Origin of the sequence: Janthinobacterium darwini (genome assembly GCF_051380905.1) — a bacterium.
Lineage (GTDB): Bacteria > Pseudomonadota > Gammaproteobacteria > Burkholderiales > Burkholderiaceae_D > Janthinobacterium.
Window position 1 is genome coordinate 167,375 of record NZ_JBNYXX010000007.1, and the last position, 24,742, is coordinate 192,116.

Consider the following 24,742-nt stretch of genomic DNA (forward strand, 5'->3'; position numbering starts at 1 on the left):
TTCTGGCGCCGCCACAGTTGCTTTCATGCAAAGGGCCGACAAGCGCCTGCTTACAGCTCGCGCGCCAGCACCTGGCCGAGCAAATCCTTGCCAAAGCTGTGATGCGCCTCTTCTTCGAGCAATTGGAAGCCAGCCTTGTCGTAGATGCGCCGCGCACCGGTGAGGATGCTGTTGGTCCACAACACCATGTGCGTGTAGCCCGCTTGGCGGCTGAAGCGCAGGCATTCATCGACCAGGCGGCTGCCGATGCCCAGACCGCGCGCGCAGGGATCGACGTACAGCAGGCGCAGCTTGGCAGTCGTGTCGTCCTGGCGCACGATGAAGACGGAACCGATCACCTTGCCGTCCTTCTCGGCGATCCAGCAGCGTTCATGGGCCGGGTCGAATTCCCGCACGAATTTGGCGACGATGTCGGCGGCGAGTGCCTCGTACTCGTTGTTCCAGCCATATTCCTGCGCATAGAGCACGGCTTGCCGGTGGATGATCCAGCCCATGTCGCCCGGCTGGGGATTGCGCAGGATATAAGCGGGCGATGGCTCCCCCAGCAAGCCCTGGATTTGTACCATGGCAGCGACCAGCTCCTGCTGTGCCGTCGCTGGCAAGCGTTCCAGCATGGCGGCCACTTCGCGCCGCGAGGCGTCGACCAGGGGGGCGAGCGTGTGTTGTCCCTGTTCGGTCAGCTGTAATTGCACCGCACGCGCATCCGTGGGCGAGCGCGTCTTGGCGATCAGCCCCTGCTTTTCGAATCCGGCAATGACCCGGCTCAGATAGCCGGCGTTCAAGCCCAGCTCGCGGCACAAGTCCGCGCTGGTCAGTTGCTCACGATGCGCCAGTTCATACAGGATGCGCACCTCCGTCAGCGAAAACGCGCTGTCCAGCAAGTGTTCATGCAGTACGCCAATCTGGCGTGTATAGAAACGGTTGAAACGACGCACCATCTCCGTGCGCTCGCTGAGTTGATCCGCCTGCATGTGACACCTCCCATTTTCTTGCTTATGGCAGATTATTACTTGCTTTTAGCAAGTATGTCAATGTGGCGGCAGGATGCTGGCGCGCATAAAAAAAGCGGCCCTGAAAGGGGCCGCCTTGGCAGTCACGGAAACCAGGCAAGCTGGCTTACACGTCGATATTGCCCGCGCGCAGCGCGTTGTTTTCGATGAACGCGCGGCGTGGCTCCACGTCGTCGCCCATCAAGGTCGTGAAGATCTGATCCGCAGCAATCGCGTCTTCGATCTGTACCTTCAACAAGCGGCGCACGGTTGGGTCCATCGTGGTTTCCCACAGTTGGTCAGGATTCATTTCGCCCAGACCTTTGTAGCGCTGTTTCGAGACGGTGCGTTCGGCTTCGTCGCGCAGCCATTGCATGGCTTGGTGGAAGTCGACCACGGCGATTTCCTTCATGCGCTCGCCTTCGCCGCGGCGGACAAAAGCGCCTTCGCCGATCAAGCCTTCGAAGGTGGCGGCGCCGCTGCTCAGTACGGCGTAGTCCGGGCCTTGCACGAAGTCGGCGTCGATGGCGCTGACTTTGACGTTGCCGTGGTGCATGCGCTCGATGCGCAGCATGTGTTTTTCCGACAAGTCGTCGGAACGCACGTGCACTTTCACCGCGCTGTCGTTGATGGCCGTCTGCAGGGCCAGGGCGGAGGTTTCCGCCAGGTCCAGGGTCGACAGGTCCAGCTGCACGCCCGTCATGATGGCCGTCAGGGCGGCACGGTCGATGACGCGCGTCAGGCGCGTCATGATGGTGTTCGACAGGTTGAACTTGCGCACCAGTTCCGTCAGGGTCTCGCCGGAAATGCCTTCCGCGCCAGTGCGCGGCACCAGCACGGCCGTGTTCAGCGCCACCGTCATCATGTAGCTCGCTTCTTCGGCGTCATCTTTCAGATAGCGCTCGTCGCGGCCCGATTTCACTTTGTACAGCGGCGGTTGCGCGATGTAGATGTGGCCGCGTTCGACCAGTTGCGGCATCTGGCGGTAGAACAGGGTCAGCAGCAGGGTACGGATGTGGGCGCCGTCGACGTCCGCATCGGTCATGATGATGATGCGGTGGTAGCGCAGTTTTTCGACGTTGAATTCGTCCGGTCCGATCGAGGTGCCGAGCGTGGCGATCAGGGTGGTGATTTGCTCGGACGACAGCATTTTCTCGAAACGGGCTTTTTCCACGTTCAGCACTTTACCGCGCAGTGGCAAGATGGCCTGGAACTTGCGGTCGCGTCCTTGTTTTGCCGAGCCACCTGCCGAGTCACCCTCGACGATGTACAGTTCGCACAGGGCGGGGTCTTTTTCCTGGCAGTCGGCCAGCTTGGCCGACAGGCCCAGGCCGTCCATGATGCCTTTGCGGCGCGTCAAGTCGCGGGCCTTGCGGGCCGCTTCGCGGGCGCGCGCTGCTTCGACAATCTTGCCGCAAATGATCTTGGCGTCGTTCGGTTTTTCTTGCAGGTAATCGGCCAGGGTCTTGGCGACGATCTCTTCGACGGGGCCGCGTACTTCGCTTGATACCAGCTTGTCTTTCGTCTGCGACGAGAATTTCGGTTCCGGCACTTTTACCGACAAGACGCAGGTCAGGCCTTCGCGCATGTCGTCGCCGCTGATTTCCACTTTCGCCTTCTTGGCGAACTCGTGTTCATCGATGTATTTGTTGATCACGCGCGTCATCGCCGCGCGCAAGCCCGTCAGGTGGGTACCGCCGTCGCGTTGCGGGATGTTATTCGTGAAGCACAGCACTTGTTCGTTGTAGGCATCGTTCCACTGCATCGATACGTCGACCGAAATGTTCGTGCCCTGGTCCGACAAACGCTCGCCCGTGGCCTGGAAAATGGTCGGGTGCAAGACCGATTTGGCCTTGTTGATGTACTCGACGAAACCGCGCGTGCCGCCTTCGAAGGCGAAGATTTCTTCCTTGCCCGTGCGCTGGTCGGACAATTTGATCTTGACGCCATTGTTCAGGAAGGACAGTTCGCGGATGCGCTTGGCCAGGATTTCATAGTGGAATTCCACGTGCGTGAAAATCTCTTCATCGGCCCAGAAATGTACGTCGGTGCCGCGCTTGTCCGTTTCGCCGATGACCTTGATCGGCGAGGTGGCGATGTCGCCCACCATGACGATCTGGCGGTCTTGTGGCACGCCGCGCACGAATTCCATGTGATGCACTTTGCCATCGCGGCGGATGGTCAGTTTCAGCAGTTTCGACAGGCCATTGACGCAAGATACGCCCACGCCGTGCAAGCCGCCCGAGACTTTGTACGAGTTCTGGTCGAACTTGCCGCCCGCGTGCAGCTCGGTCATGACGATTTCCGCCGCCGAACGCTTCGGATCGTGCTTGTCGTCCATTTTCAGGCCGGTCGGCACGCCGCGGCCATTGTCGGTGATCGAGATCGAATTGTCGCTGTGGATGGTGACGTGGATATCCGTGCAGTGGCCGGCCAGCGATTCATCGATGGAGTTGTCCAGCACTTCGAATACCAGGTGGTGCAAGCCGGTGCCGTCCGAGGTGTCGCCAATGTACATGCCCGGGCGTTTGCGCACGGCTTCCAGGCCTTCCAGGATCTGGATGGAGGAGGCGCCGTATTCTTCCGTTTTGGCCTGGATCGGGGTGTCTTGTGGATTCTCGGACATGGACTGCTTTCTCAAATAACGATTGCTGATTGATTCGGGGCTGCTGGCTGATGACCGTAGGTCGGGTTAGCCGGAACGGCGTAACCCGACAGACGGCGATTCAGCATGTCGGATTACGCTGCGCTAATCCGACCTACGTCACGGCTGTGGTCTTTAGATCCGCATCGGCATGACGACATACTTGAAGTCGGCATTGTCCGGGATGGAGATCAGGGCGGACGAGTTCGAGTCGCCCAGCGCGATGTTGACGTATTCGCATTTCAGGTTGTTCAACACGTCCAGCAGGTACGTCACGTTGAAGCCGATGTCGACGGAGTCGCCGCCGTAGTCGATTTCCAGCTCTTCGACGGCTTCTTCCTGGTCCGCATTGGTCGAGCTGATCTTCATGCTGCCCGGGGTGATGATGCAGCGCACGCCCTTGAACTTGTCGCTGGTCATGATGGCGGCACGCTGCAGCGAACGCAGCAGTTCATCGCGGCCGATGGTGAAGTCGTTTTTGTAGCCTTTTGGAATCACGCGCGTGTAGTCGGGGAACTTGCCTTCCACCAGCTTCGAGATCAGCTCGATGTCGGCAAAGGTCAGTTTCACCTGGTTGGCGGCGATGTCCAGCTGCACCGGCTCATCGTTCTCTTCCAGCAGGCGCTGCAGTTCGATGATGGTCTTGCGCGGAATAATCACTTCCTGGCGCGCAAACGTCTGCTCGGTGGCGACCTGGCAAAACGCCAGGCGGTGGCCATCGGTGGCGACGGCGATGACATTATTGCCATCCAGAACCAGCAGCAAGCCGTTCAGGTAATAGCGGATGTCTTGCTGCGCCATCGAGAAATGCACCATATTGAACAGGTGCTTCAGCGTTTTCTGCGGCAGGGTGACGGAGGCGTTATAGCTTTCCGCCTGTTGCACGGTTGGAAACTCTTCCGCCGCCAGGGTTTGCAGGGCGAAGCGCGACTTGCCCGTTTGCACGGTCAGGCGCTTGTTCAGCAGGGTCATCGTGACGTCGCCCGATTCGGGCAGGGCGCGCAAAATGTCCAGCAGCTTGCGCGCAGCCACGGTGGTGCCAGTAACGTCCGCACCGGAACCGATTTCCGCGTGCGTGGTGATCTGCACTTCGGTGTCGGTCGACAGGAAGGAGACATTTTCACCGTCTTTGCGGATGAGGATATTGGCCAGAATCGGCATAGTGTGCCGACGCTCGACAATACCGCTCACGATCTGCAGTGGCCGGAGAAGGGTATCTCGGGTGGTTTTGACCAATTGCATATTTATCCTCAATGTATAGGTTGAACAGTACGACGTTTAACGTATTAATTTAACAATTGTTGCCATAAGGAGCCCCGACAGACCGGCTGCGGTGCCCTCCCAGATAATAAGGGTAAAGCACGTTTTGAGCCAGTCTTGCCAAATGGTGCTTAGCCCTTCAACGTTTGCTCCAGCACATGCAATTCGTGGTTGCATTCCGGGTTTTTGGTGCGGTCCAGCGCGATCTTGCGCACGGCATGCAGCACCGTGGTGTGGTCGCGGCCGCCGAACAGTTCGCCGATTTCCGGCAGGCTCTTCTGTGTCAATTCCTTGGCCAGGTACATGGCGATCTGGCGCGGCCGGGCGATATTTGCGGGCCGGCGCTTCGAATACATGTCGGCGACCTTGATATTGAAGAAGTCGGCCACTGTTTTCTGGATGTTTTCCACGGAAATCTGGCGGTTCTGCACCGACAGCAAGTCCTTCAGGGCTTCCTTGACGATATCGATCGTGATGTCCTTGCCATGGAAACGCGAGTACGCAAGAATTTTGCGCAGCGCGCCTTCGAGCTCGCGCACGTTCGAGCGCAGGTGCTTGGCGACAAAGAAGGCCACGTCGTCGGAGAAGGTCACGCCTTCCTGCTTGGCTTTTTTCAGCAAAATCGCCACGCGCATTTCCAGTTCCGGCGGTTCGATAGCCACCGTCAGGCCCGAGTCGAAGCGCGAGATCAGGCGGTCGTCCATGCCCGTGATTTCCTTCGGATAGGTATCCGAGGTGATGATGATCTGTTTCTTTGCGGCAATTAATGCCTCGAACGCATAGAAAAACTCTTCCTGCGTGCGGCTCTTGCCGCCAAAGAATTGAATATCATCGATCAGCAGCATGTCGAGCGAGTGATAGTAGTGCTTGAAGTCGTCGAAACCTTTGCGCTGGTAAGCGGTCACTACGTCGCGAACGTACTGTTCCGCGTGGATGTAGCGTATCTTCGCGCCAGGATTGTCGGCCATCACCTGGTTGCCGATAGCGTGGATCAAGTGGGTTTTACCCAGACCGACGCCGCCGTAGAAGAACAGCGGGTTATAGGACACGCCCGGATTGTTCGCCACCTGGATGGCGGCGGCGCGCGCCAACTGGTTGGCCTTGCCGGTCACGAAGCTGTCGAAGGTCAGGTCGGTGTTGATGCGGCTCTGCTCGCGGCGCGGTGCCGCGCCGATGCTCAGTTCCGGCACGCTGGGCTGCGGCTCCGCGGCGCGCGCGCTGGGCGCGCCGCCATTCGGATCGCTGGCCGGAGTGCTGGCGGTGACGGGCTTCTTCGGCAGGGCCAGGCGCGGGTCCAGCACGAACTGCACTTCCGTGGGCGCTTCGAAGTACTGTATGGCCAGCGCAGTGATGCGGCTGGCGAACTGGGTCTTGACCCAATCGAGCTTGAAGCGATTGGGCGCAGCAATGCGCAGCTTGCCCTCTTCGTAATCGAGAGGGATAAGCGGTTTGATCCACGCACTGAATTGTTGCGGTGTCAGCTCCAGTTCCAACTGCGCGGAACAGGCCTGCCAGAAATTATCCATGTATGTCTATGTGAAAAGGTGTGGGAGGGCGTATCGATTCTGCCCTGCGTTCACCGTGTTGCAAGGCCGGCGTCGCGCGAGGGCTCGCCACACGTAACGCGCTATTCTACTCCCGACTGCCAAAGTTATCCACAGGCACGGCTGTTATTTTTCTGTGGCGGGGTGGGGCGCCGTGTGTATAAGAGGCGACTTATCCCCCGGTTATCCCGTCTCAGGTAGTGCTGGCGCGGCCTGTGGCGGGGCCTTGCCGGAAGATGGGGCGCGGCGCGTAAATTTTCGGGCGATCACGGCAATCCTTGACAAGAGGGGGGCATATGCTGAATAATTCAGGGTTCCCCGCCCGTATTCCGTGTTTATTCATTTGGAACGACAATATGGACTAAGCGTGGATTAACGACGCAGTATCAAATCGTAGCGAGCGGTGATGAGTTGTGGCTGAGGCGCGCAACTGTGCGAAGGCACAGTGAGCACCGGAGGCCGCAAATCGCTCCGCGTAGTAGATTTGGTGCGCGTTCAAGCGGGCGATGAGATTGGCCAGCTTGTGCCTTGGCATAAGTGCGCGATTGTCATTGGCACCAAAAACTGACGGGACGTCAGACCCGATTTTGCATTTTTTTTGTTTTTAGCGAGACCAACATGAAACGTACTTACCAACCTTCCGTCGTTCGCCGCAAGCGTACGCACGGCTTCCGCGCTCGTATGGCTACCCGTGGTGGCCGTGATGTGCTCAACGCACGTCGCGCAAAGGGCCGCAAACGTCTGGCCGTCTAGGCTTGTCGTTGACAGCTGATCGCGTGGCTAGCTGTACTCCAGTCGGCAATCAACGCGAAGGTTCACACGACTTCGCGCGCTTTCGGCGTATCGTTAAAACGGATGAATTTTCATCCGTTTTTCGTTTGCGCCCTTCGCAAAAAACAGCGCATTTTGTGCTGTACACCCGACACAATCAATTGCCGCATGCGCGGCTGGGCGTCGTTGTGGCGAAGCGTTTCGCACCACGCGCGGCGACCCGCAACACGATCAAACGCGTCACGCGCGAGCTGTTTCGCAACAGCGCGATGCCGCCGGTCGACTGCGTGGTGCGTTTGTCGCGCGCCGTCAACAGCAAGGATGGCCCGGCCACCACGAGCCAGCTCAAAGCCGAGCTGCGTGAGGAATTGAGCCGCCTGTTTGCGGCGCAAATCGCCGCCCAGGCCCGTTCTGTTGCTGCGCCACCACCATCCGCGCCATGAAAACCCTGCTGCTGTTCCTGCTGCGCGCTTATCAGTTGCTGATCAGCCCCATGCTGGGACAGAATTGCCGTTTCTATCCAAGTTGTTCGCATTACGCGATGGAAGCGCTGCGCGTGCACGGTACGGCCAAGGGCAGCCTGCTGGCTGCCAAGCGCCTGTGCCGTTGCCACCCCTGGAATGATGGGGGCGTCGACCCGGTGCCGCCGGCCGATTGCAAACAATCTTCAACGACCGCTTGCGGTTGCAACCACTCCTGACAAATACCCTAATGGATATCAATAAACGTACCATCCTGTGGATCGTGTTTTCCGTCTCGCTGGTAATTCTCTGGAACGAATGGATGATCTCGAACGGCAAGCCGTCGATGTTCTCCGCGAACACGGAACAAACCGCCAAGGCGCCTGCGACCCCTGCCAAGACGGATGCCCTGGCTGCATCGGCTGCCGCAGGCGTGCCTGCCCTGTCGGGTGAGGCTGTCGATCCCGCCGCGTTCAAGCGCGAAGTGATTAGCATCACCACCGACGTCATCAAGGTCGACATCGACACCCTGGGCGGCCAGGTCAAGCGTCTGGAATTGCTGAAATTCAAGGGCGCGGGCAATCCGGGCTGGTTTGGCGGCTGCTTCGGCCTGTTCAAATGGTGCCAGCCCGATGACGGCAAGCAAAACGAAGTGCTGTTCGACGAAGGCGCGAACCATACCTACCTGGCGCAATCGGGCCTGGTCGGCGGTCCTTTCCCTACCCATGCGAGCGGTTTCACCGTGCAGCCTGGCGTGCGCACCATCGGTGACGGCAAGCAGGTGCAACTGGTGATGGAAGCGGTCGAAGGCGGCGTCAAGCTGACCAAGACGTTTACCTTCAAGCGCGGCGACTACGTCATCGACGTGCGCCACGACGTGTCCAACGTGGGCGCGGCACCTGTCACGCCGCAGCTGTATCTGCAACTGACGCATGACGGCAACAAGCCGGTCGGTGACTCGTTCTTCAACAGCAGCTTCACGGGTCCGACCCTGTACACGCCGCAAGACAAGTACCAGAAGCTGACGTTCGAGAAAATCGAAAAAGCGGCCGTGGAAGACGAGAAGAAGGGCAACGACAATGCCATGAAGGGCCTGCATCCGGCCACGGCGACTGGCGGCTGGTTTGCGATTTCGCAACACTTCTTCGTGTCCGCTTTCGTTCCGCCTGAAAACGCCAAGCGCGACATCTTCACGAAGAAGGTCGGCCCCAACCTGTACGCCATCGGCAACGTGCTGCCCCTGCCTACCCTGGCGCCAGGCGCTTCGGCCAGCATGGACAGCAAGCTGTACTCGGGTCCGCAAATCGCGCACCTGCTGGAAAACGTCTCGCCTGGCCTGGAACTGGTCAAGGATTACGGCTGGCTGACCATCATCGCCAAGCCGATGTTCTGGGTCATGGAACAGATCCACAGCGTGCTGGGCAACTGGGGCTGGACCATCATCGCCTTCACGATCCTGATCAAGCTGCTGTTCTTCCCGCTGTCGGCTGCCGGCTATCGCAGCATGGCGAAGATGAAACTGGTCACGCCGAAGATGCAAGCCATCCGCGAACGCTTCAAAGGCGATCCGCAAAAGATGAACCAGGCCACGATGGAGCTGTACAAGACGGAAAAAATCAATCCGCTGGGCGGCTGCCTGCCGATCCTGATCCAGATGCCCGTCTTTATCGCTCTGTACTGGGTACTGAACGCGTCCGTGGAAATCCGCGGCGCGCCATGGATAGGCTGGATCACCGACCTGGCCCAGCATGACCCATGGTGCATCCTGCCCGTGCTGTACGCGATCTCGATGTTCATCACGACCAAGCTGAACCCGGCGCCGGCCGATCCGATGCAAGCGAAGATGATGCTGTTCATGCCACTGGCATTCTCGGTGATGTTCTTCTTCTTCCCGTCGGGCTTGGTACTCTACTGGGTCGTCAACAACGTCCTGTCGATTGGCCAGCAATGGGTGATCACCAAGAAATACGCGCCTGCCGCCAAGTAATCCCGGCCAGCGAACAGAAAGCCCGCCTCGCGCGGGCTTTTTTTTGGGGTCAGACCCTTTGGGTCTGACCCCAGCCCTCCGCTGAGGAATCGGCGCCACAAGCGTCGTCGCTTCGCCATTATTCCTTTGCGTACAGCTTCCCCGAATAATCTACAATATCCCCATGAAACTTGACTCTTCCCCTATCGCCGCCATCGCCACCGCACCAGGACGCGGCGGCATCGGCGTGGTACGCGCCTCCGGCAAAAACCTCGCTCCTTTGATGACGGCCCTGTTCGGTGCGCAGCAACTGAAACCGCGCCATGCCACCTACCTGCCATTTACGGAAAGCGACGGCAGCATCATTGACCAGGGCATCGCCATCCACTTCAAGGGCCCGCACTCCTACACGGGCGAAGATGTGCTGGAATTGCAGGGCCATGGCGGTCCAATCGTGTTGCAGCTGCTGCTGGCGCGCGTGCTGGAGGCGGGCCGGGACAACGGCTTGCGCCTGGCCGAACCCGGCGAATTCACGCGCCGCGCCTTTTTGAATGACAAGCTTGATCTGGCGCAAGCCGAAGCCGTGGCCGACCTGATCGACGCTTCCACGGAAGCGGCCGCCAAGTCCGCCTCGCAATCGCTGTCGGGCGCATTCTCGAATACGATCCACGCGCTGGTGGAACAGGTGACGGGCTTGCGCATGCTGGTCGAGGCGACCCTGGATTTCCCGGAAGAAGAGATCGATTTCCTGGAAAAATCGAATGCGCGCGGTCAGTTGAAAGCCGTCATCGAAGCGCTGAATAAAGTGTTTGCGCAGGCGGCGCAGGGCGCGCTGCTGCGCGAAGGTCTCAATGTCGTTCTGGCGGGCCAGCCCAACGTGGGCAAGTCATCGCTGTTGAACGCGCTGGCGGGCGCCGACGTGGCGATTGTGACGCCGATTGCCGGCACCACGCGCGACAAGGTCAGCGAAACCATCCAGATCGAAGGCATTCCGCTCAACATTATCGACACGGCCGGCATCCGCAGCGCGGGCGACACCATCGACGCCGTCGAGCGCATCGGCATCGAGCGCACCTGGGGCGAGATCGGCAAGGCCGACGTGATTTTGCACCTGCTGGACGCAGATCACGGCCCCACCCAGGCAGATGAAACCATCGTCGCCGCCTTCCCCGAAGGCGTGCCCGTGGTGCGCGTGTGGAACAAGATTGACCTGTCCGGCCACAAGCCCAGCGTCGATGCCTTGCCGGATGCCACGCACGTGTATCTGTCGGCACACGAACACATCGGTATCGACTTGCTGCGCGCCGAGCTGCTGCGCATCGCCGGCTGGCAGCAGACGGGCGAATCGCTGTATCTGGCGCGCGAACGCCATTTAATCGCGCTCAAGTCGGCCGGCAAGCACTTGAACATCGCTGCCGCGCACGCGGCGCAGGATGACCAGTCGCTGGATTTGTTTGCCGAAGAGCTGCGCCTGGCGCAGGTGCAGCTGTCGAGCATCACGGGCGAGTTTTCACCTGACGATTTGCTGGGCGTGATCTTCAGCCGTTTCTGCATCGGCAAATAAGGAGGTTCGATGAAGCTGCTGCTGGTTCTGCTGTTCAGTTGTCTGCCCCTGCTGGCTGGTGCGCAGGAAAAGTTGCCGAAGGACGTGGCGCAGTTCGTCGAGAACGCCCAGATGTGCGAGCACTTTGCCGGCGAATGGGATGATAACGACAAGGCGCGCCAACGCGAGATCACCCAAGCCATCGAGCAATCGTGCGTCCAGGCGCAGCGACAGTGGAAACGGCTGTCTGCCAAGTATGCGGGACAGCCGAAGCTGCAAAAAGTCATTGCCGACAATGCCAATGACGCGGTGCGCAGTTTCCGAAAGTCTAGCTAGCATCTGCCCCGTTGAGAATTATCATGAAGTCCAAACTGCGCTGACGTAATCTTGCTGAGCGGCCTTGAAGTGTCGCCAGGAAAGGAAGCGCCATGGACAGCAAACAGCCGGACGTCGTGGAACGCGAGGGGGAGGTGATGGTGGCGCTGCCTGCCATGCCGGAATTGATCGCCACCTTGCCGCCAAAAGGCGCTTGCTGGTACTGCGACAAGCCGCTCGATGCCGTGCGCCGCTTTTGCGGCAAGCATTGCGGCATGGCTTACGCGGAAGAGGCGCAATGCCACCCTTGAGCGTGGAGGCTAGCGGCGCCGCAGCAGCGCCGCCAGGGCGCCATCGAAGTCGAACTCATGCGCAGCGGCCGCCACTTCCTGATAGACGTGCACGCCCAAGCTGGCAGCCAGCAGGCTGGCCGAGTTTTCCAGGATGTCGATGGCCGCGCCATCGCCTTCACGCAGATGGCTGGCAAGGCGCGCCAGCAGCAGCTGGATGGCGGGCGCGGCCGGGTCGGGCGCCACGTCCTGCGCCGCCGTGTGGGTTGTCTCCGGCGTGCCCAGCATGCTGCTGACGGCACCGAGCAATTGATCCTGCGCCAGTTCCAGCTGCTGCATCTGCTGGGCCAGGTCGGGCGCCTGGGCACGTAGTGCCGACTCCAGGGTTGTCGCCAGGCCGTGCACGTGGCGCGCACCGATCATGCCGGCGGCGCCTTTCAGGGTATGCGCCTTCAGGCGCGCGGAGGCATAGTTTCCGGTCTCGAATTCGGCGCGGATCTGGCACGGCGTGGTGCCGTGGTCATGCAGGAAGCGGCGCAGGATTTTCAGATACAGGATGCGGTCGCCCATGATGCGACCCAGTCCGTTCTCGACGTCGAGAATACGAACCATGTCGGATGCCGCTACGGCGGCATCATCATCGCAAGTGGCGTGTGGTTTCAGCATGCCTGGTGTGCAGAGAGCCCTAAAACTATTCACTGTCAGTAGAGCAGGAGCCGCTATTTTACATCCTGCCGTGCTCAACACTGCGCCCGCTTGCCATGCGACGCCAGGCTAGCGCGTGCTGAATGACCAGTTGTACGTGACGTCCGCGCCATTGACTTTGCCGATGAAACTCACGTCATAGGTGGTGTTCCCGGCCAAGGGTGCCAGCGGAATGATGGATGCGGCCGAGACCGGTGTATGCGCGTCGCTGCCGCTCGTGAGCTGGCGCACCGCCAGGTCCGTGCCCGCACCGCGCTGGCGCACGCTGAACGCCGTCACGCTGACGGGCGTGCCGTAATTGGCGTGCACGCTGATCGGGTAGCCGACCACATCCTGGTTCGGTACGGGATCGGGCTCCTCGTTATCGCTGGAAAAACTGACGGCCACCTTTTGCTGCCGGTCAAATGGATAGGTGACGATTTGCGTCGCCGCCAGCCCGGCGCCATAGTTGCGGTTGCTTGCCAGGTCGGTGGTGAAATACGCGTAACCGGCGCTACTGACAGCCGCACCCGCGCCGCCTTCCCGGAAGAGCGGTTCGAAAATGACGAAGCGGTGATAGATGGCCGTCACCAGTTCTTCGGCCAGATAAAACCCGGACGTGTTGCTCGCGCCAGCGATGACTTCGCCCTGCAGCAACGTGACGACGTAGCCAGCCTTGGCCAGGCGATTGCCCAGTGTGACGCCGGTAAAGCCGGGCTTGCCCTGCACTTGCTCGTGCGCCACTGTATTGTTGAGATTGAGATAGTTGGAATGGCCCTGGGCGGCGCTGTCGATCAAGCCATTGCGCACCAGTGGTGACAGGCCGATCTGGCTGCGCCGGTAGTTGAACCAGTTGAAGCCATCGGTGGCAATATTGTTACTGAGGGCGGGAGCACCCGGCTCCTGTACCAGCTGTCCGGCTGCGGTCGAGGTGCTCAGCGACGTATTTCCGCCGCTATCTCCTCCGCCGCAGGCGCTCAACAGGGCTGCGCTCAGCAGGGCGGGTATCCAGTGTTTCCAACGCAGTGACGAGACAATCAAGTTGACTCCTGTATAGGTAGGCGGATAGAGGTGGGGGCCGGCGTGCTGCCCTGTGAAACGATTCTAAGGCATTTTGATACGCCGTAGAGCATCCATGAAAAGATATGTCGCGCGCTCGTGCGGGGACGCTCCCGCGGCTGCGCAGGGTAGAATGAGCGCAGCGCAGCGTTTGCCGCTGCATTGCCTCATTCCCGCTACTTTGATTGCCCATAATTTGAACACCTTGCCCAAGTCGCGCCTGCAGCGCGCCAAATACGCCTTGCCCAGCATGGTGACTTTGCTGTCGATAGCCTGCGGCTTTGCCAGCATCGTCATTTCCGTCGATAACGCCCCGGTGGGCGACGCGGATGCCTACCGCCTGGCTGCGGCGCTGCTGGTGCTGGCCGGCGTGTTTGATGCGCTCGACGGCTATGTGGCGCGCCTGACGAACACCAGTTCGCAGTTTGGCGTGCAGCTCGATTCGATCGCCGACGTGATGAATTTCGGCTGCGCCCCGGCCGTCTTGTTGTACTGCTATGGCTTTGTGCAGATGGGCGTGCACGACCCGCTGCTGCTGCGCTTTGGCGGCATGGCCAGCTTCTTCTTTGTTGCCTGCGGGGCCATGCGCCTGGCGCGCTTCAATGTGAATGTCGGGCGTACCGACCCCCTGTATTTTGTCGGCATGCCAATCACGGCCGGTGCCGCCTGCGTGGCGGCCGTGGTGGTGGCCTGGCCGGCACCCATCGATTCCATGCTGCACAGCTATCTGCTGATGCTGCTGCTGGTGGGAGTGGGCAGCCTGATGGTGTCGACCTTGCGTTTCCCCAGCTCCAAGCAAAAGAAAAGCCTGGCCGCGCTGCTGGTGCTGATCGTCGCCATCGCCCTGCTGGTGTGGCTGAAGACCAGCTTCTTCGCGCTGTTCTTCGCCGTCTACATCGCCGCCACCCTGGCCCTGAACCTGGCGTGGTACTTGGGCTGGCGCGGCATTGCGTTGCCGCAAGTCTTTAATGATCCCGATGAAATTGACTAAATTTTAGGCAACCTCGTGCCCGCGCGCGGCACGCAGGATGGCAAACCAGTCGCTGCGGCTGAGCGTGAACTGCGTGCCTTCCACGGCCACGCCCACGGCTTCGATGCGGCCCGAGCCCGTCAGCGGCAGCGGGCGGCATGGCAGTTGCATGATCCAGGCAAACACTACGCTGGCAAACGGACGCTGCAGCTGGTCGGCGATCTGCTTGATGACATTGCGCAAGTTCTCCACATTCGCATCGCCACTCTGGAACAAACGCCCGCCGGCCAGCGGCGACCAGATCATCGGCGCCACTCCCACGTCCTGCAAGCCATCGAAGGTTTCGTCGAACAGGGGCGCCACGTGCAGCGGTGAAAATTCCACCTGGTTCGTCACCAGCGGGAAGCGCCGGTGCAGGCACTCAAACTGGTGGCGGCTGAAGTTCGACACGCCAAAGTGCAGCACCTTGCCTGCCTGCCGTAGCTGGGTGAACGCGCCGGCGATCTCGTCGAAATCCATCAGCGGATCGGGACGGTGGATCAGCAGCAAGTCCAGGCGGTCCGTCTGCAACTGGCGCAAGCTGTGTTCCACGGAACTGACGATGTGGGCCGCGCTCGTGTCGTAATGCTGGATGGCGTGACCGGGACGATGCGGCGAGAGCAGCTTGATGCCGCACTTGCTGACCAGCTCCATTTTGTCACGCAAGCCTGGCTGCAGGGCCAGCGCCTCGCCAAACAAGCCTTCGGCGCTGTAATCGCCATAGATATCGGCGTGGTCGAAACTCGACACGCCCAGGTCCAGGCATTGCTCGATGAAGGCCAGGCGCTGCTGCGCCGACATATTCCACTCGCCGATGCGCCACATGCCGGCGACGATGCGCGACAGTTCGGGACCGTTGCTGCTTAAACGGCAGCGCGGTGCTTGCATGCTGGCGGGGGAAAAAACTTGGCTCATGGGCTGACTTTCTGATGGTGGCGTTGAAGGACTCGCCACGATTATAGCCAGCTAATCTATAGCATGCTGCGGATGAAGCGACCGCAACGCTCCTGCAGGGCAAGGTCGAGCTGGCCGCTCAGTTGCAACCGGTACGCCAGCGCCGGTAGCGCATCTGCTGCTCCACGCTCGCCTTGCACGGGCGCCCACTCGGTATGGCTTGCGTTCGGAGCGCATCAAGCCTGCTCCTGAAGCCGACGGGCATCGCGTACAGTTAATGGACGAAAAAAATGCCCGCATAAGCTGCGGGCATTTTTTATGGGATACAAGAAATAATTACTTCATCCACAGACGCATCGAATCCCAGGCGCGGCCGAAGATCGTGGCCTGGTTGATGGTTTCCAGTGCCACGACAGGCAGTTCCAGCAGGACCTTGTCCTCAACCATCATTTTCAGCTTGCCGACCGGGGCGTTTTCAGCCAGTGGCGCGACCAGCGGGTCCTTGCGTTCCAGCACAGGTTTCATCTTGGCAGCCATGCCTTTTGGCACGGTGACGAGCACGTCGCGGGCGAAACCGATTTTCACGGTGCCTTTCGAGCCCTTCCACACTTCCGGCGTGGCCACAGCTTGGCCCTTCGAGTACAGCTTGACCGTGTCGAAGTTCTGGAAGCCCCAGTTCAGCAGCTTCTGGCTTTCCTGCGTACGCGACTGGTCGGAGGTGGTGCCCAGCACCACGGAGATCAGGCGGCGCTCGCCGGTGCCGCCTGGACGGCGGGCGGAAGCGATCATGCAATAGCCGGCCGCTTCCGTGTGGCCCGTCTTCATGCCGTCCACGGTAGGGTCCAGCCACAGCAGGCGGTTGCGGTTAGGCTGGGTGATCTTATTGTAGGTAAAGCTTTTTACGGAATCGATTTTGTAGAATTCCGGATAGTCGGCGATCACGCGCTGGGCCAGCACGGACAGGTCTTGCGCCGTGGAATAGTTTTCCGGGCTAGGCAAGCCATGCGGATTGGCAAAACGCGTGTTTTTCAGGCCCATGCGCTGCGCTTCGCGGTTCATCAGCACGACGAAGGTGCCTTCATCGCCGGCAACGGCTTCAGCCAGCGCCACGGCGGCGTCGTTACCCGATTGAATCATCAGGCCATGCAGCAAGTCGTCGATCGATACGGGCGTGGCCGGGTCGATGAACATCTTCGAGCTGCTCGAATCGACTTTCCAGGCGCGCACGGAGACATTCACTTTTTGGTCCAGCGCCAGTTTCTTTTCGCGGATGGCGGCAAACGTCAGGTAAGCCGTCATGATCTTGGTCAACGACGCCGGCTCGATGCGGGCGTCCGGATCTTGCGAAGCAATGATCTGGCCACTGGTGGCGTCAAGCAACAGCCAGGACTTGGCGGCAATGGTCGGGGCTGGAACGGTTTGCGCGAAGGCGGCGGATAGGAAAAGTACACTGGAGGCCAGTGCCGCTAAGAGTTTTTTCATGGAGGCTGGTCTGCGAAAAAGATGAAGGCTGGGGGCCATGTTGTTGCTGCTCACATGGCCGCGTGGAAAAAACGGATCAATTATAGCCGTGGAGACGGTAGTAAGCCCACACTTCAATGATCATCTGCTGCGATTGCGGGTTTGTCACCATGCCACAGGGCAATCACGAGGCTCTTGATGTGATTGAGCTTGCGGTGGAAAAAGTGGTCTGCGCCGGGGATCACGATCACGGGAATGTCTTGTGGACGGGCCCAGTCGAAGACGGCGGACAGGGGAATCGTGTCGTCCAGTTCGCCGTGGATCAAAATCGTGTCGGCGGGAATGTCAGCCATGGCCCACTTGCCGGCAGCGCTACCGATCAGCGCCAGGCGCTCGACGGGCGTTCCGGCGGCGGCCAGGCGTTCCTGCAGTTTCGATTGCACGAAGGTGCCGAAGGAAAAGCCGGACAAGGCCACGGGCAGGCCCGGGTACAGGCTGCGCATGTGTTCATACAGCAATTGCATGTCGTCCGTTTCGCCCACGCCATGGTCGTGTGCGCCTTCCGATGCGCCCACACCGCGGAAGTTGATGCGCGCCACCACGTAACCGAGGGCGACAAAGGCGCGCGCCAGGGTTTGCGTGACCTTGTTATCCATCGTGCCGCCGTACAGCGGATGCGGATGGGCAACGAGGGCGATGCCGCGCGGGGTGTCTGCCGGGAAATCGAGCAAGCCTTCCATACTGCCTGCATGGCCGGCGAGGGTAAATTTTTCCGAGTTTCTGTTCATGATGCTCATACTGGTGGCATTCTCTTAAATTGGCATTAAATCTTGAGGCGATCGACGATCTTGCCGCCCACCAGGTGCGTATCGATGATTTCGTCGATATCGCTGGTGTCGACATAGGTGTACCAGGTCGCTTCCGGGTAGATGACCAGCACCGGGCCTTCTTCGCAGCGGTCCATGCAGCCGGCCTGGTTGATGCGGATCTTGCCCGCGCCATTCATGTCGAGTTCCTTGATGCGGCGCTTGCAATGCTTTTGCGCCGCTTCCGCGCCATGGTCGCCGCAACTGTTGCGGCCGTCTTCACGTTTGTTCATGCAGAAAAAAACGTGGCGTTCAAAATACGGTGCGTCGCTCATACTATGCTCCTGCTGATTCATCAATGCGCCATGATAGCGCTTATGGGTGGTCTTCGCGACGGTGGCGCTGCGCATCGTCCTGCCGGTTCAGGCGGTGCGAGGGCAGACACAGGAACCACAGGGCCATGAAAGGCCACAGCAGGGCCAGAAATTGCGCCGCACCATTAAAATTCAGGAATTTTCCTTGTACCCAGCCCTGCAATGTGGACATGAAATACGGGTTGATCGGTGTCGTGTTCACCATCACCAGGCTCAGCAGCAAGGTGGCGGCCGCGATGCGGCGCTGCGCCACGTGGGGAGCGAACGCCAGGCCGCCCAGCATGATCAGGCCGATCAAAAAACCACCCTGGGCACCCGGCGTGATCCAGACGAAGGCGTTTTCCGGCGAAAACAGCAGCGCGCTGGCCATCGAGCGCACGATCAATGCGGCGGTGATCAGGGTCAGCATCAGCACGGCACGGGGCGCGGCGCGGCGCAGCAGGCACAGCAAGGTGAGCACGGCGCCCGTCATGCCGCAAGCCGTGATGATGGTTTCCGATAGCCAATATTGCTCAACCGTCAATATCACGTCGGGACGCAGGTAGGATGCCAGGTCGATCTCCATGCCCATCAGGCTGGAAAGCCAGTCCGACAGGATGGGCAGCAGCTGGCCCAGGCCGAACAGATAGCCTTGCGGGTAGATTTGCGCCAGCGGCCACAGTGCCACCAGCACCAGGCCCTGGCTGGCGTGCTGGGCAAACCAGCGCTGGCGCAGGCGCAGCAAATGGCTATGGTCGAGCAGTTTGCGCGCCGTCAAGGCGCCGATGATGGAACCGATAAGGCAGCCGGCCGAGTTCGTATAAAAATCGAGATTCGACGACACGCGGCTGGGCAAATAGGTTTGCACGGCTTCCATGCTGCCGGAAATCAACATGCCGCACAGGCTGGCGATGACGACGGCAAAGAAACCAGTCATCCTTGGAAACAGCGAATACACGATCAGGGCGCCCAGCGGGATGTAGCCGACGACGTTGACGCCCACGTCAAAGCCCGTCCAGTAACGGGGCATGCGCGTGTTTTCCAGGAAGGTTAGCGGTGACAGGCCATTGCTGTGCCAGCCCGTGAACGGGAACCAGCTGGCGTAGACGATCAGGAAGACGTAGGCGAGCAGGGTCGCGCGCGAGACGGGCGACGAGCGTACGGGCGGCAGTGGCGCTGGCGGGCTGGCAGGGGCTGCGGAGGCGGTCATTCTGTTACGGTCATTCTTTCGGGATGGTCAGCGTGCCCAGCCAGACCAGCAGGTCGGAGGCAATGGCGTCCGATGCTGCCGCCAGCGCCTGCGCGCCGCCTTGCGCGTCGGCACTGCCGGCCGGGCCGCTGCGGCTGAAGGTCTTCTGGTCGATCAGGCGGTGGCCGCGGAACAGCGAGGCGCGCAGCGAGACGTGGCCGCTGCTTTGCGTTTGCGTATCGAAGTTTTGCGAAAAGTCATCGACATCGATGCGCAGCAGGGGCATGCCGGCGGCCGCGTCCGTGGTCGACAGCACTTTCACGCCGCTTTGCGCCACGCGGGTTTTCAGGCGCTGGCTCAGCAGTTGCAAGGGCGGCGTGTTCCAGCGGTTGTAGGCGTACGGACGCGATTGCTGTGCATCGGCGTACAGCAAGCGGTAATACATGCGCTGGCTGTCCAGCCAGGAGGGGCCGTTGGCGTCGGCGATCACCAGCACGGGGATGGCTGGCGCAGCCGCTTGCGCGGCCGCCATCGGCGCTGCCGGGCCGAAATCGTAGAACGTGGGGACGGGGCCGCGGCTGGCGCAACCGCCCAGCAGGAATACGGCCGCCAGGGCCAGCGCGGTGACATTGCGTGGGATATGCATGCTGTGTTCTCCTTATTTGCCCGGTGCCGAAAAACCGGGCTCGCCCGGGCCGGGCGGGATATCTGGGGCGCCGAACAAGATGCTCTGCGGCTGTTCATTGAGCGTGCTCATGGTGGTTTTCAGGGCGCGCATCGAGGAGCGCGCCTCGCCGCTCAACTCGATTACCTGCGGCAGCACTTCCAGCGATACGCCATTGGCCACCGTTTCCACCGAATTGCCAACCCGATCGACCGTGCCATTGACCTTGTCGAGCACGCCGCCGGGCGCCTGGATGTCGTGACCGAGTTTTTTCCAGGTGGCAGTCAAGTCCGACACGTTCTTGCTAGCCGTACTGACGGCCGTCAAGGTCTGGCGTGTTTGTTCCGTCAGCTGCGGCAATTGCGTCAGGGTCGGCTCCAGTTGCTGCGGAATGGCGCCAAAGGCCTTGGCCGCCTTGCCCACTTCATTGAAGGCACCCAGCATGGCCGCCTGGTTGTCGGGGCTGAGCAGGTTGTTGACCTTGTTGGTGATCTGCTCGGCCTGGTCGAGGATGCGCTTGCCGCGCTTTTCCAGCTGGTCGAGCAAGCCGGCGCGCAAGGGAATCAGCGAAGGCTTGTCCTTGCTGGTACCCAGCAGTGTCGAACCCACGTGTTCATCGTCGAGCTGGATGTAGGCGATGCCCGTCACGCCCTGGTATCCCAGGCTGGCAAAGGTGGTGTTGGTGACGGGGGTGTCGGGCGCCACGCTGATGTGCACGAGGATTTGCCCCGCCTTTTGCGTGTCGAAATCGATGGCGTCGACCTTGCCCACCTCCAGGCCCCGGTAGCGTACGGTCGCCTGTGGGTTGAGGCCCGGCACGGACAGTGTGGTGGCGAGCAGGTAGGGGACGCGCTCCACGCGGTCGCGGTTGAACCAGACGCCGAACAAAATGGCGGCCACCAGCAAGGTCAGTGTAAAAAATCCCGTCATCAGGGCATGTGATCTGTTTTCCATTACTTCTCCGCTTTCTTGTCTGTGCCGGCGTCAGCGCCTGGCTGCGCCGCCTTGTCCGCCGCCTGTTTTTCATCGAGCACGGCCAGTGCGCGCTTGCCGCGGTCGCCGAGGAAAAATTGCTTGATGAACGGATGGTCGACTTCGATTACCTCGCGCGTGGGACCGATGGCAATCACGTGTTTTTCCGCCAGCACGGCGATGCGCGTGGACAGGGCAAACAGGGTATCGAGGTCATGCGTGACCATCACCACCGTCAAACCCAGTTCGCGGTGCAGCGACTGGATCAGGGATACAAAACTTTCCGACAAGTCCGGGTCCAGGCCCGCCGTCGGTTCGTCGAGGAACAGCAGCTTTGGTTCCAGCGCCAGGGCGCGCGCCAGGGCCACGCGCTTGATCATGCCGCCCGAGAGATCCGATGGCATTTTCAGCGCATGTTCCGGGCCCAGGCCCACCATATTCATCTTTAATAGTACCGCGTCGCGCACCAGCGCTTCGGGCAGCACGCGCAATTCGCGCATGGGCTGCGCCACATTGTCGAACACGGTCAGGGCCGAATACAGCGCGCCTTGCTGGAACAGCATGCCCCAGTGGTTGCGCAATTGCTGCAGCTGGTCCGAGCTGGCCTTGTTGATATCCTCGCCAAAGACTTTGACGCATCCCCGTGCTGGATGTTCCAGGCCCAGCATCTGGCGCAACAGCACCGTCTTGCCCGTGCCGGAGCCGCCCACGATGGAGAGGATTTCGCCCCGTTCGATTTCCAGGTTCAAGTCCTGGTGCACGACGGTGCGGCCGAACTTGGTCCACAAGTTGGTGATTTCCACCACGGGAGCGCTGCCGTGCAGGTTGAACTGGCCCTCGTTGCCCTCGCTCGCCTTGCAAGCGTTATCGTTGTCCGCCATCAATATCCCACTCCATTGAAGACGATGGCAAACACGGCGTCAGCCAGGATCACCACGGTGATGGCCGTGACGACGGCGGTGGTAGTGCCATGCCCCAGGCTTTCCGTATTGGCCTTGATGCGCAGGCCGAAATGGCATGAGACGAGGGCGATCAGCATGCCGAAGATGACGCCCTTGCCCAGGCCGATCATGTAATTGGCCAGCGGCACGGCATCCGGCAGCTTCTGGATGAAGTAGCGCGCCGACAAGTTCAATTCCACCTTGGCCGCCACCATGCCGCCGATCAGCGCGGCCGTGTCCGTCCAGATGACGAGCAGGGGCATGGAAATGGCCAGGGCCAGCACTTTTGGCATAATCAGGCGAAAACCGTGCGAAATGCCCATCACCAGCATGGCGTCGAGCTCTTCCGTGACGCGCATGACGCCCAGCTGGGCCGTGATGGATGAGCCCGAGCGGCCCGCCACGAGAATGGCGGCCAACAAGGGCCCCAGTTCGCGGATGACGCTCATGCCCAGCAGGTTGACCAGATAAATGTCGCCGCCAAAGGCGCGCAGCTGCTGCGCCGACAGATAGGACAGCACCACGCCGATCAGAAAGCCCACGAGCGCCGTGATACCCAGCGCCTGGAAGCCCGCATGGAAGATGTTGGCGGAAATTTCACGCCATGGTCCACGCATGGGATGGCGCGCAAAGCGGCCGATATCCTGCGTTACCTGGCCCACGAGGGCAATAAACCCCTTTAAATGTTCGAAAAACAGCAAAATGGCCATGCCCAGCTTCATCACGGGCGTGAGGCGGTTGGCGCGCGATGGCGGTGTTTCCAGGGGGCCCGTCTCTTCGATGCGCCGGAAAAACTCTTCCAGCGATGGTGCCAGGGTCAGCTGCGCGGGGCGCCGCTTGCCCCAGGCATTCCAGAACAGCTGGGCGCCGATATGGTCCATGCTGTCGATCTGCGACAGGTCCCAGTGCGCATTGGCGTCGTCCTGCAGGGGCTTGAGCTGGGCGTCGATGGCCTTGATGGCATTGTCATGCGCCAGCGCATGCACCTGCCAGGTGCCGCTGGCAGTGACTAGGGCTCCCTGTTGGGAGCTGGTCTGGGAGAGGGTCAGTTTCGGCGATTGTACAGTCGGCATCGTGCCAGTTTAAGGGAGAATGGCGCGGACCGCCACCGATGTTCAATCGCCGCCGTCTCAGGACGCCAAGTGGCGCGCCTGGCGCAGCGGCAAGGCGACGTCCGGGCGTACCTTGGTGCTGCTAGCGCTCACTTCGCTTGGTTTGGCATGCGTGGGCGCCTGCGCGCCGCCCGCATAGTCGCTGGCCACGAGGGCATTGGCCTCGACCGCGCTCATGCCGCGCGTCTGCAGCCATTGCGCCACCAGCTTGGCCAGGCGCTCCATGGCGATGCGGTGGGTGGCGTCCGTGTGGGCGTACAGCCAGTTCGAAAAGTCCATGAAGTTGTCAAATGGCGCATCGCCCAGCATCCACTGCACCGTATTGGCGAAGCGGCCCGAGTTGGCCACCAGGTCCCAGTAGCGGGCGAAGCGCACGAGGCGCTGCATGCTCATGAAGTCAAGCTGTTTGTTTGCCAGGATAGTGTAGGGCGGGTGCGGGTCGAACACCATGCCGTAGTTTTCCGTATGGCGGATGATGGGCGTGCCGCGCAGCCGTTTCAAGATGCCGAACTGGATTTCATGCGGTTTCAAGGCCACCAGCTTGTTGAAGCCGGCCGCAAAGCTCGCTTCATCCTCGCCCGGCAGGCCGGCAATCAAGTCCACGTGCAAGTGGGCGTTTGATTCTTCGCAAAGCCAGCGGATGTTATCGGCCGCCTTTTGATTATCCTGCTTGCGGCTGACCAGCGATTGCACGTCCGGATTGAAACTCTGGATGCCGATTTCGAACTGCAAGGCGCCGGGCGGGAACTTGCTGATGCCTTCTTTCAAGGCATCGGGCAAATGGTCGGGCACCAGCTCGAAGTGGGCGTAGATGGGATCGTCCGGATTGGCTTCGATCTTGTCCAGAAAGAACTGCATGATCTTCAAGCTGGTCTTGATGTTCAGGTTGAAAGTGCGGTCGACGAACTTGAACAGGCGGGCACCGCGCGCGTGCAGTGATTCCATCTCGGCCAGGAAGTTTTCCAGGGCGAAGGGCCAGGCCGTCTTGTCCAGCGCCGACAGGCAAAACTCGCATTTGAACGGGCAGCCGCGCGACGCCTCCACGTAAATCGTGCGGTGGCGGATATCGTCGTCTGTATATAAGGAGTAGGGCAGTTGCAGGTCGGCCAGCGGGGCTTGCACGCCGGCATGGATCTTCATCAGTGGTTTCGGCCCGTTGAGAATCTCGCCGCACAGTTTGGGGAAGGTGACGTCGCCCCAGCCCGTGATCAGGTAATCGGCCAGCCGGACGATTTCCTGCTCGCCCGCCTCATGCGACACTTCCGGCCCGCCCAGCACGATGATGACCTCGGGCGCCACGCGCTTGAGCATGGCCACCAGTTTCGTCGTTTCCTCGACGTTCCATATATACACGCCAAAACCGATGATGCGCGGCTTGTTCGTCAGGATGCGCTCGACCAGTTCTGTAGTCTTGGCGCCAATGACGAATTCCTGCAGTCGCGTTTGTGCCTGCAGCGGCCCCATATTGGCCAGCAAATAGCGCAAGCCCAGCGAAGCGTGGGTATAGCGGGCGTTCAAGGTGGAGAGCAGGATGGTCATGACGGGTGCGATTCGGGGAAAACAGCCATTTTACGCTGCACACGACGATTTATCCGGATAAAGCTTGCTTAGTAGCACGGATTTGGCTATAGTTCGCCTCCCCAATGAGACGCACTGGTTTGCGGCACAAAAGGGACAGCCTTCCGGGGCTGGGTAGTAAAAAGTTTTTAAGTGCAATGCGCTGAAAAACGGGGTTGACGAAATGGCCGAAACGCTTCATACTCTTCCTTCTTCGCAGCTGACAAACACAACGCTTTGTCGATAGCGCGAAAGCAG

Annotated in this window: 24 protein-coding genes; 8 read left to right on the plus strand and 16 right to left on the minus strand. The window is 60.6% G+C overall.

Annotated elements, in window-relative coordinates; translation table 11 throughout:
• Window positions 1–50 precede the first annotated feature (50 nt).
• From ACQ4WZ_RS26475 to dnaA, 4 genes are all read right to left on the minus strand, one after another.
• Window positions 51–971: a bifunctional helix-turn-helix transcriptional regulator/GNAT family N-acetyltransferase gene (locus tag ACQ4WZ_RS26475; protein WP_133989104.1), complete on the minus strand. Its 921-nt coding sequence runs from the start codon at window positions 969–971 to the stop codon at window positions 51–53.
• A gap of 145 nt (window positions 972–1,116) precedes the next feature.
• Entirely contained in the window at window positions 1,117–3,615 is a 2,499-nt protein-coding gene (gene gyrB / locus ACQ4WZ_RS26480) for a DNA topoisomerase (ATP-hydrolyzing) subunit B (protein ID WP_436574860.1), read from the minus strand.
• A 153-nt stretch (window positions 3,616–3,768) separates the two neighbouring features.
• On the minus strand, window positions 3,769–4,875 hold the full coding sequence (gene dnaN / locus ACQ4WZ_RS26485) for a DNA polymerase III subunit beta (RefSeq protein WP_034754341.1): 1,107 nt from the start codon (window positions 4,873–4,875) through the stop codon (window positions 3,769–3,771).
• Window positions 4,876–5,024: 149 nt separating this feature from the next.
• Complete coding sequence (gene dnaA, locus ACQ4WZ_RS26490) at window positions 5,025–6,419, minus strand: chromosomal replication initiator protein DnaA (protein WP_034781304.1); 1,395 nt, start codon at window positions 6,417–6,419, stop codon at window positions 5,025–5,027.
• A gap of 636 nt (window positions 6,420–7,055) precedes the next feature.
• On the opposite strand from dnaA, the gene rpmH reads away from it, so the two are divergent.
• The 7 genes from rpmH (at window position 7,056) to ACQ4WZ_RS26525 (ending at window position 11,804) form a co-directional block, all read left to right on the plus strand.
• The gene (gene rpmH / locus ACQ4WZ_RS26495) at window positions 7,056–7,190 is read left to right on the plus strand and encodes a 50S ribosomal protein L34 (protein ID WP_010401996.1); all 135 of its coding nucleotides are present in this window, start codon (window positions 7,056–7,058) and stop codon (window positions 7,188–7,190) included.
• An 8-nt stretch (window positions 7,191–7,198) separates the two neighbouring features.
• Entirely contained in the window at window positions 7,199–7,651 is a 453-nt protein-coding gene (gene rnpA / locus ACQ4WZ_RS26500) for a ribonuclease P protein component (protein WP_268994054.1), read from the plus strand.
• Window positions 7,648–7,908 carry a membrane protein insertion efficiency factor YidD gene (gene yidD / locus ACQ4WZ_RS26505; RefSeq protein ID WP_101483122.1) on the plus strand — a complete coding sequence of 87 codons (261 nt, stop codon included), beginning with the start codon at window positions 7,648–7,650 and terminating at the stop codon, window positions 7,906–7,908. Before rnpA ends, yidD begins: the two co-directional genes overlap by 4 nt.
• 11 nt (window positions 7,909–7,919) lie before the next feature.
• Entirely contained in the window at window positions 7,920–9,656 is a 1,737-nt protein-coding gene (yidC, locus tag ACQ4WZ_RS26510; protein ID WP_101483121.1) for a membrane protein insertase YidC, read from the plus strand.
• Between the two features lie 163 nt (window positions 9,657–9,819).
• Window positions 9,820–11,199 carry a tRNA uridine-5-carboxymethylaminomethyl(34) synthesis GTPase MnmE gene (mnmE, locus tag ACQ4WZ_RS26515; protein WP_101483120.1) on the plus strand — a complete coding sequence of 460 codons (1,380 nt, stop codon included), beginning with the start codon at window positions 9,820–9,822 and terminating at the stop codon, window positions 11,197–11,199.
• Window positions 11,200–11,208: 9 nt separating this feature from the next.
• Window positions 11,209–11,514, plus strand: coding sequence for a hypothetical protein (locus ACQ4WZ_RS26520; protein WP_436574861.1), 306 nt, complete (start codon window positions 11,209–11,211; stop codon window positions 11,512–11,514).
• A gap of 92 nt (window positions 11,515–11,606) precedes the next feature.
• A complete protein-coding gene (locus ACQ4WZ_RS26525; protein WP_101483118.1) occupies window positions 11,607–11,804 on the plus strand; it encodes a hypothetical protein in 198 nt (65 codons plus the stop codon).
• 9 nt (window positions 11,805–11,813) lie between these two features.
• Here the strand turns inward: ACQ4WZ_RS26525 and ACQ4WZ_RS26530 are convergent, their stop codons facing one another.
• Window positions 11,814–12,449, minus strand: a complete 636-nt coding sequence (locus tag ACQ4WZ_RS26530) for an Hpt domain-containing protein (RefSeq protein WP_133989109.1) — start codon at window positions 12,447–12,449, stop codon at window positions 11,814–11,816.
• Between the two features lie 108 nt (window positions 12,450–12,557).
• Window positions 12,558–13,508: a CAP domain-containing protein gene (locus tag ACQ4WZ_RS26535; RefSeq protein WP_436574862.1), complete on the minus strand. Its 951-nt coding sequence runs from the start codon at window positions 13,506–13,508 to the stop codon at window positions 12,558–12,560.
• Between the two features lie 238 nt (window positions 13,509–13,746).
• On the opposite strand from ACQ4WZ_RS26535, the gene pssA reads away from it, so the two are divergent.
• A complete protein-coding gene (gene pssA, locus ACQ4WZ_RS26540) occupies window positions 13,747–14,517 on the plus strand; it encodes a CDP-diacylglycerol--serine O-phosphatidyltransferase (RefSeq protein ID WP_168208581.1) in 771 nt (256 codons plus the stop codon).
• Between the two features lie 3 nt (window positions 14,518–14,520).
• Here the strand turns inward: pssA and ACQ4WZ_RS26545 are convergent, their stop codons facing one another.
• From ACQ4WZ_RS26545 to ACQ4WZ_RS26590, 10 genes are all read right to left on the minus strand, one after another.
• The gene (locus ACQ4WZ_RS26545; RefSeq protein WP_436574863.1) at window positions 14,521–15,450 is read right to left on the minus strand and encodes an aldo/keto reductase; all 930 of its coding nucleotides are present in this window, start codon (window positions 15,448–15,450) and stop codon (window positions 14,521–14,523) included.
• 315 nt (window positions 15,451–15,765) lie between these two features.
• Window positions 15,766–16,911, minus strand: coding sequence for a D-alanyl-D-alanine carboxypeptidase family protein (locus ACQ4WZ_RS26550; RefSeq protein ID WP_101483115.1), 1,146 nt, complete (start codon window positions 16,909–16,911; stop codon window positions 15,766–15,768).
• A gap of 113 nt (window positions 16,912–17,024) precedes the next feature.
• Window positions 17,025–17,678 (minus strand): alpha/beta hydrolase, encoded by a 654-nt coding sequence (locus ACQ4WZ_RS26555; protein WP_133989111.1) that lies wholly within the window; start codon window positions 17,676–17,678, stop codon window positions 17,025–17,027.
• Window positions 17,679–17,713: 35 nt separating this feature from the next.
• Window positions 17,714–18,031: a (2Fe-2S) ferredoxin domain-containing protein gene (locus ACQ4WZ_RS26560; protein WP_101484774.1), complete on the minus strand. Its 318-nt coding sequence runs from the start codon at window positions 18,029–18,031 to the stop codon at window positions 17,714–17,716.
• A 40-nt stretch (window positions 18,032–18,071) separates the two neighbouring features.
• Window positions 18,072–19,259, minus strand: coding sequence for a VanZ family protein (locus tag ACQ4WZ_RS26565; RefSeq protein WP_133989112.1), 1,188 nt, complete (start codon window positions 19,257–19,259; stop codon window positions 18,072–18,074).
• Between the two features lie 10 nt (window positions 19,260–19,269).
• The gene (locus tag ACQ4WZ_RS26570; protein WP_436574864.1) at window positions 19,270–19,884 is read right to left on the minus strand and encodes an ABC-type transport auxiliary lipoprotein family protein; all 615 of its coding nucleotides are present in this window, start codon (window positions 19,882–19,884) and stop codon (window positions 19,270–19,272) included.
• A 12-nt stretch (window positions 19,885–19,896) separates the two neighbouring features.
• Window positions 19,897–20,856, minus strand: a complete 960-nt coding sequence (locus ACQ4WZ_RS26575; protein WP_101483112.1) for an MlaD family protein — start codon at window positions 20,854–20,856, stop codon at window positions 19,897–19,899.
• A complete protein-coding gene (locus tag ACQ4WZ_RS26580; protein WP_101483111.1) occupies window positions 20,856–21,755 on the minus strand; it encodes an ABC transporter ATP-binding protein in 900 nt (299 codons plus the stop codon). Before ACQ4WZ_RS26580 ends, ACQ4WZ_RS26575 begins: the two co-directional genes overlap by 1 nt.
• The gene (locus tag ACQ4WZ_RS26585; RefSeq protein ID WP_101483110.1) at window positions 21,755–22,888 is read right to left on the minus strand and encodes an MlaE family ABC transporter permease; all 1,134 of its coding nucleotides are present in this window, start codon (window positions 22,886–22,888) and stop codon (window positions 21,755–21,757) included. The genes ACQ4WZ_RS26580 and ACQ4WZ_RS26585 overlap by 1 nt, the downstream gene beginning before the upstream one ends.
• Window positions 22,889–22,945: 57 nt before the next feature.
• Window positions 22,946–24,466 carry a B12-binding domain-containing radical SAM protein gene (locus ACQ4WZ_RS26590; RefSeq protein ID WP_436574865.1) on the minus strand — a complete coding sequence of 507 codons (1,521 nt, stop codon included), beginning with the start codon at window positions 24,464–24,466 and terminating at the stop codon, window positions 22,946–22,948.
• Window positions 24,467–24,742 lie beyond the last annotated feature (276 nt).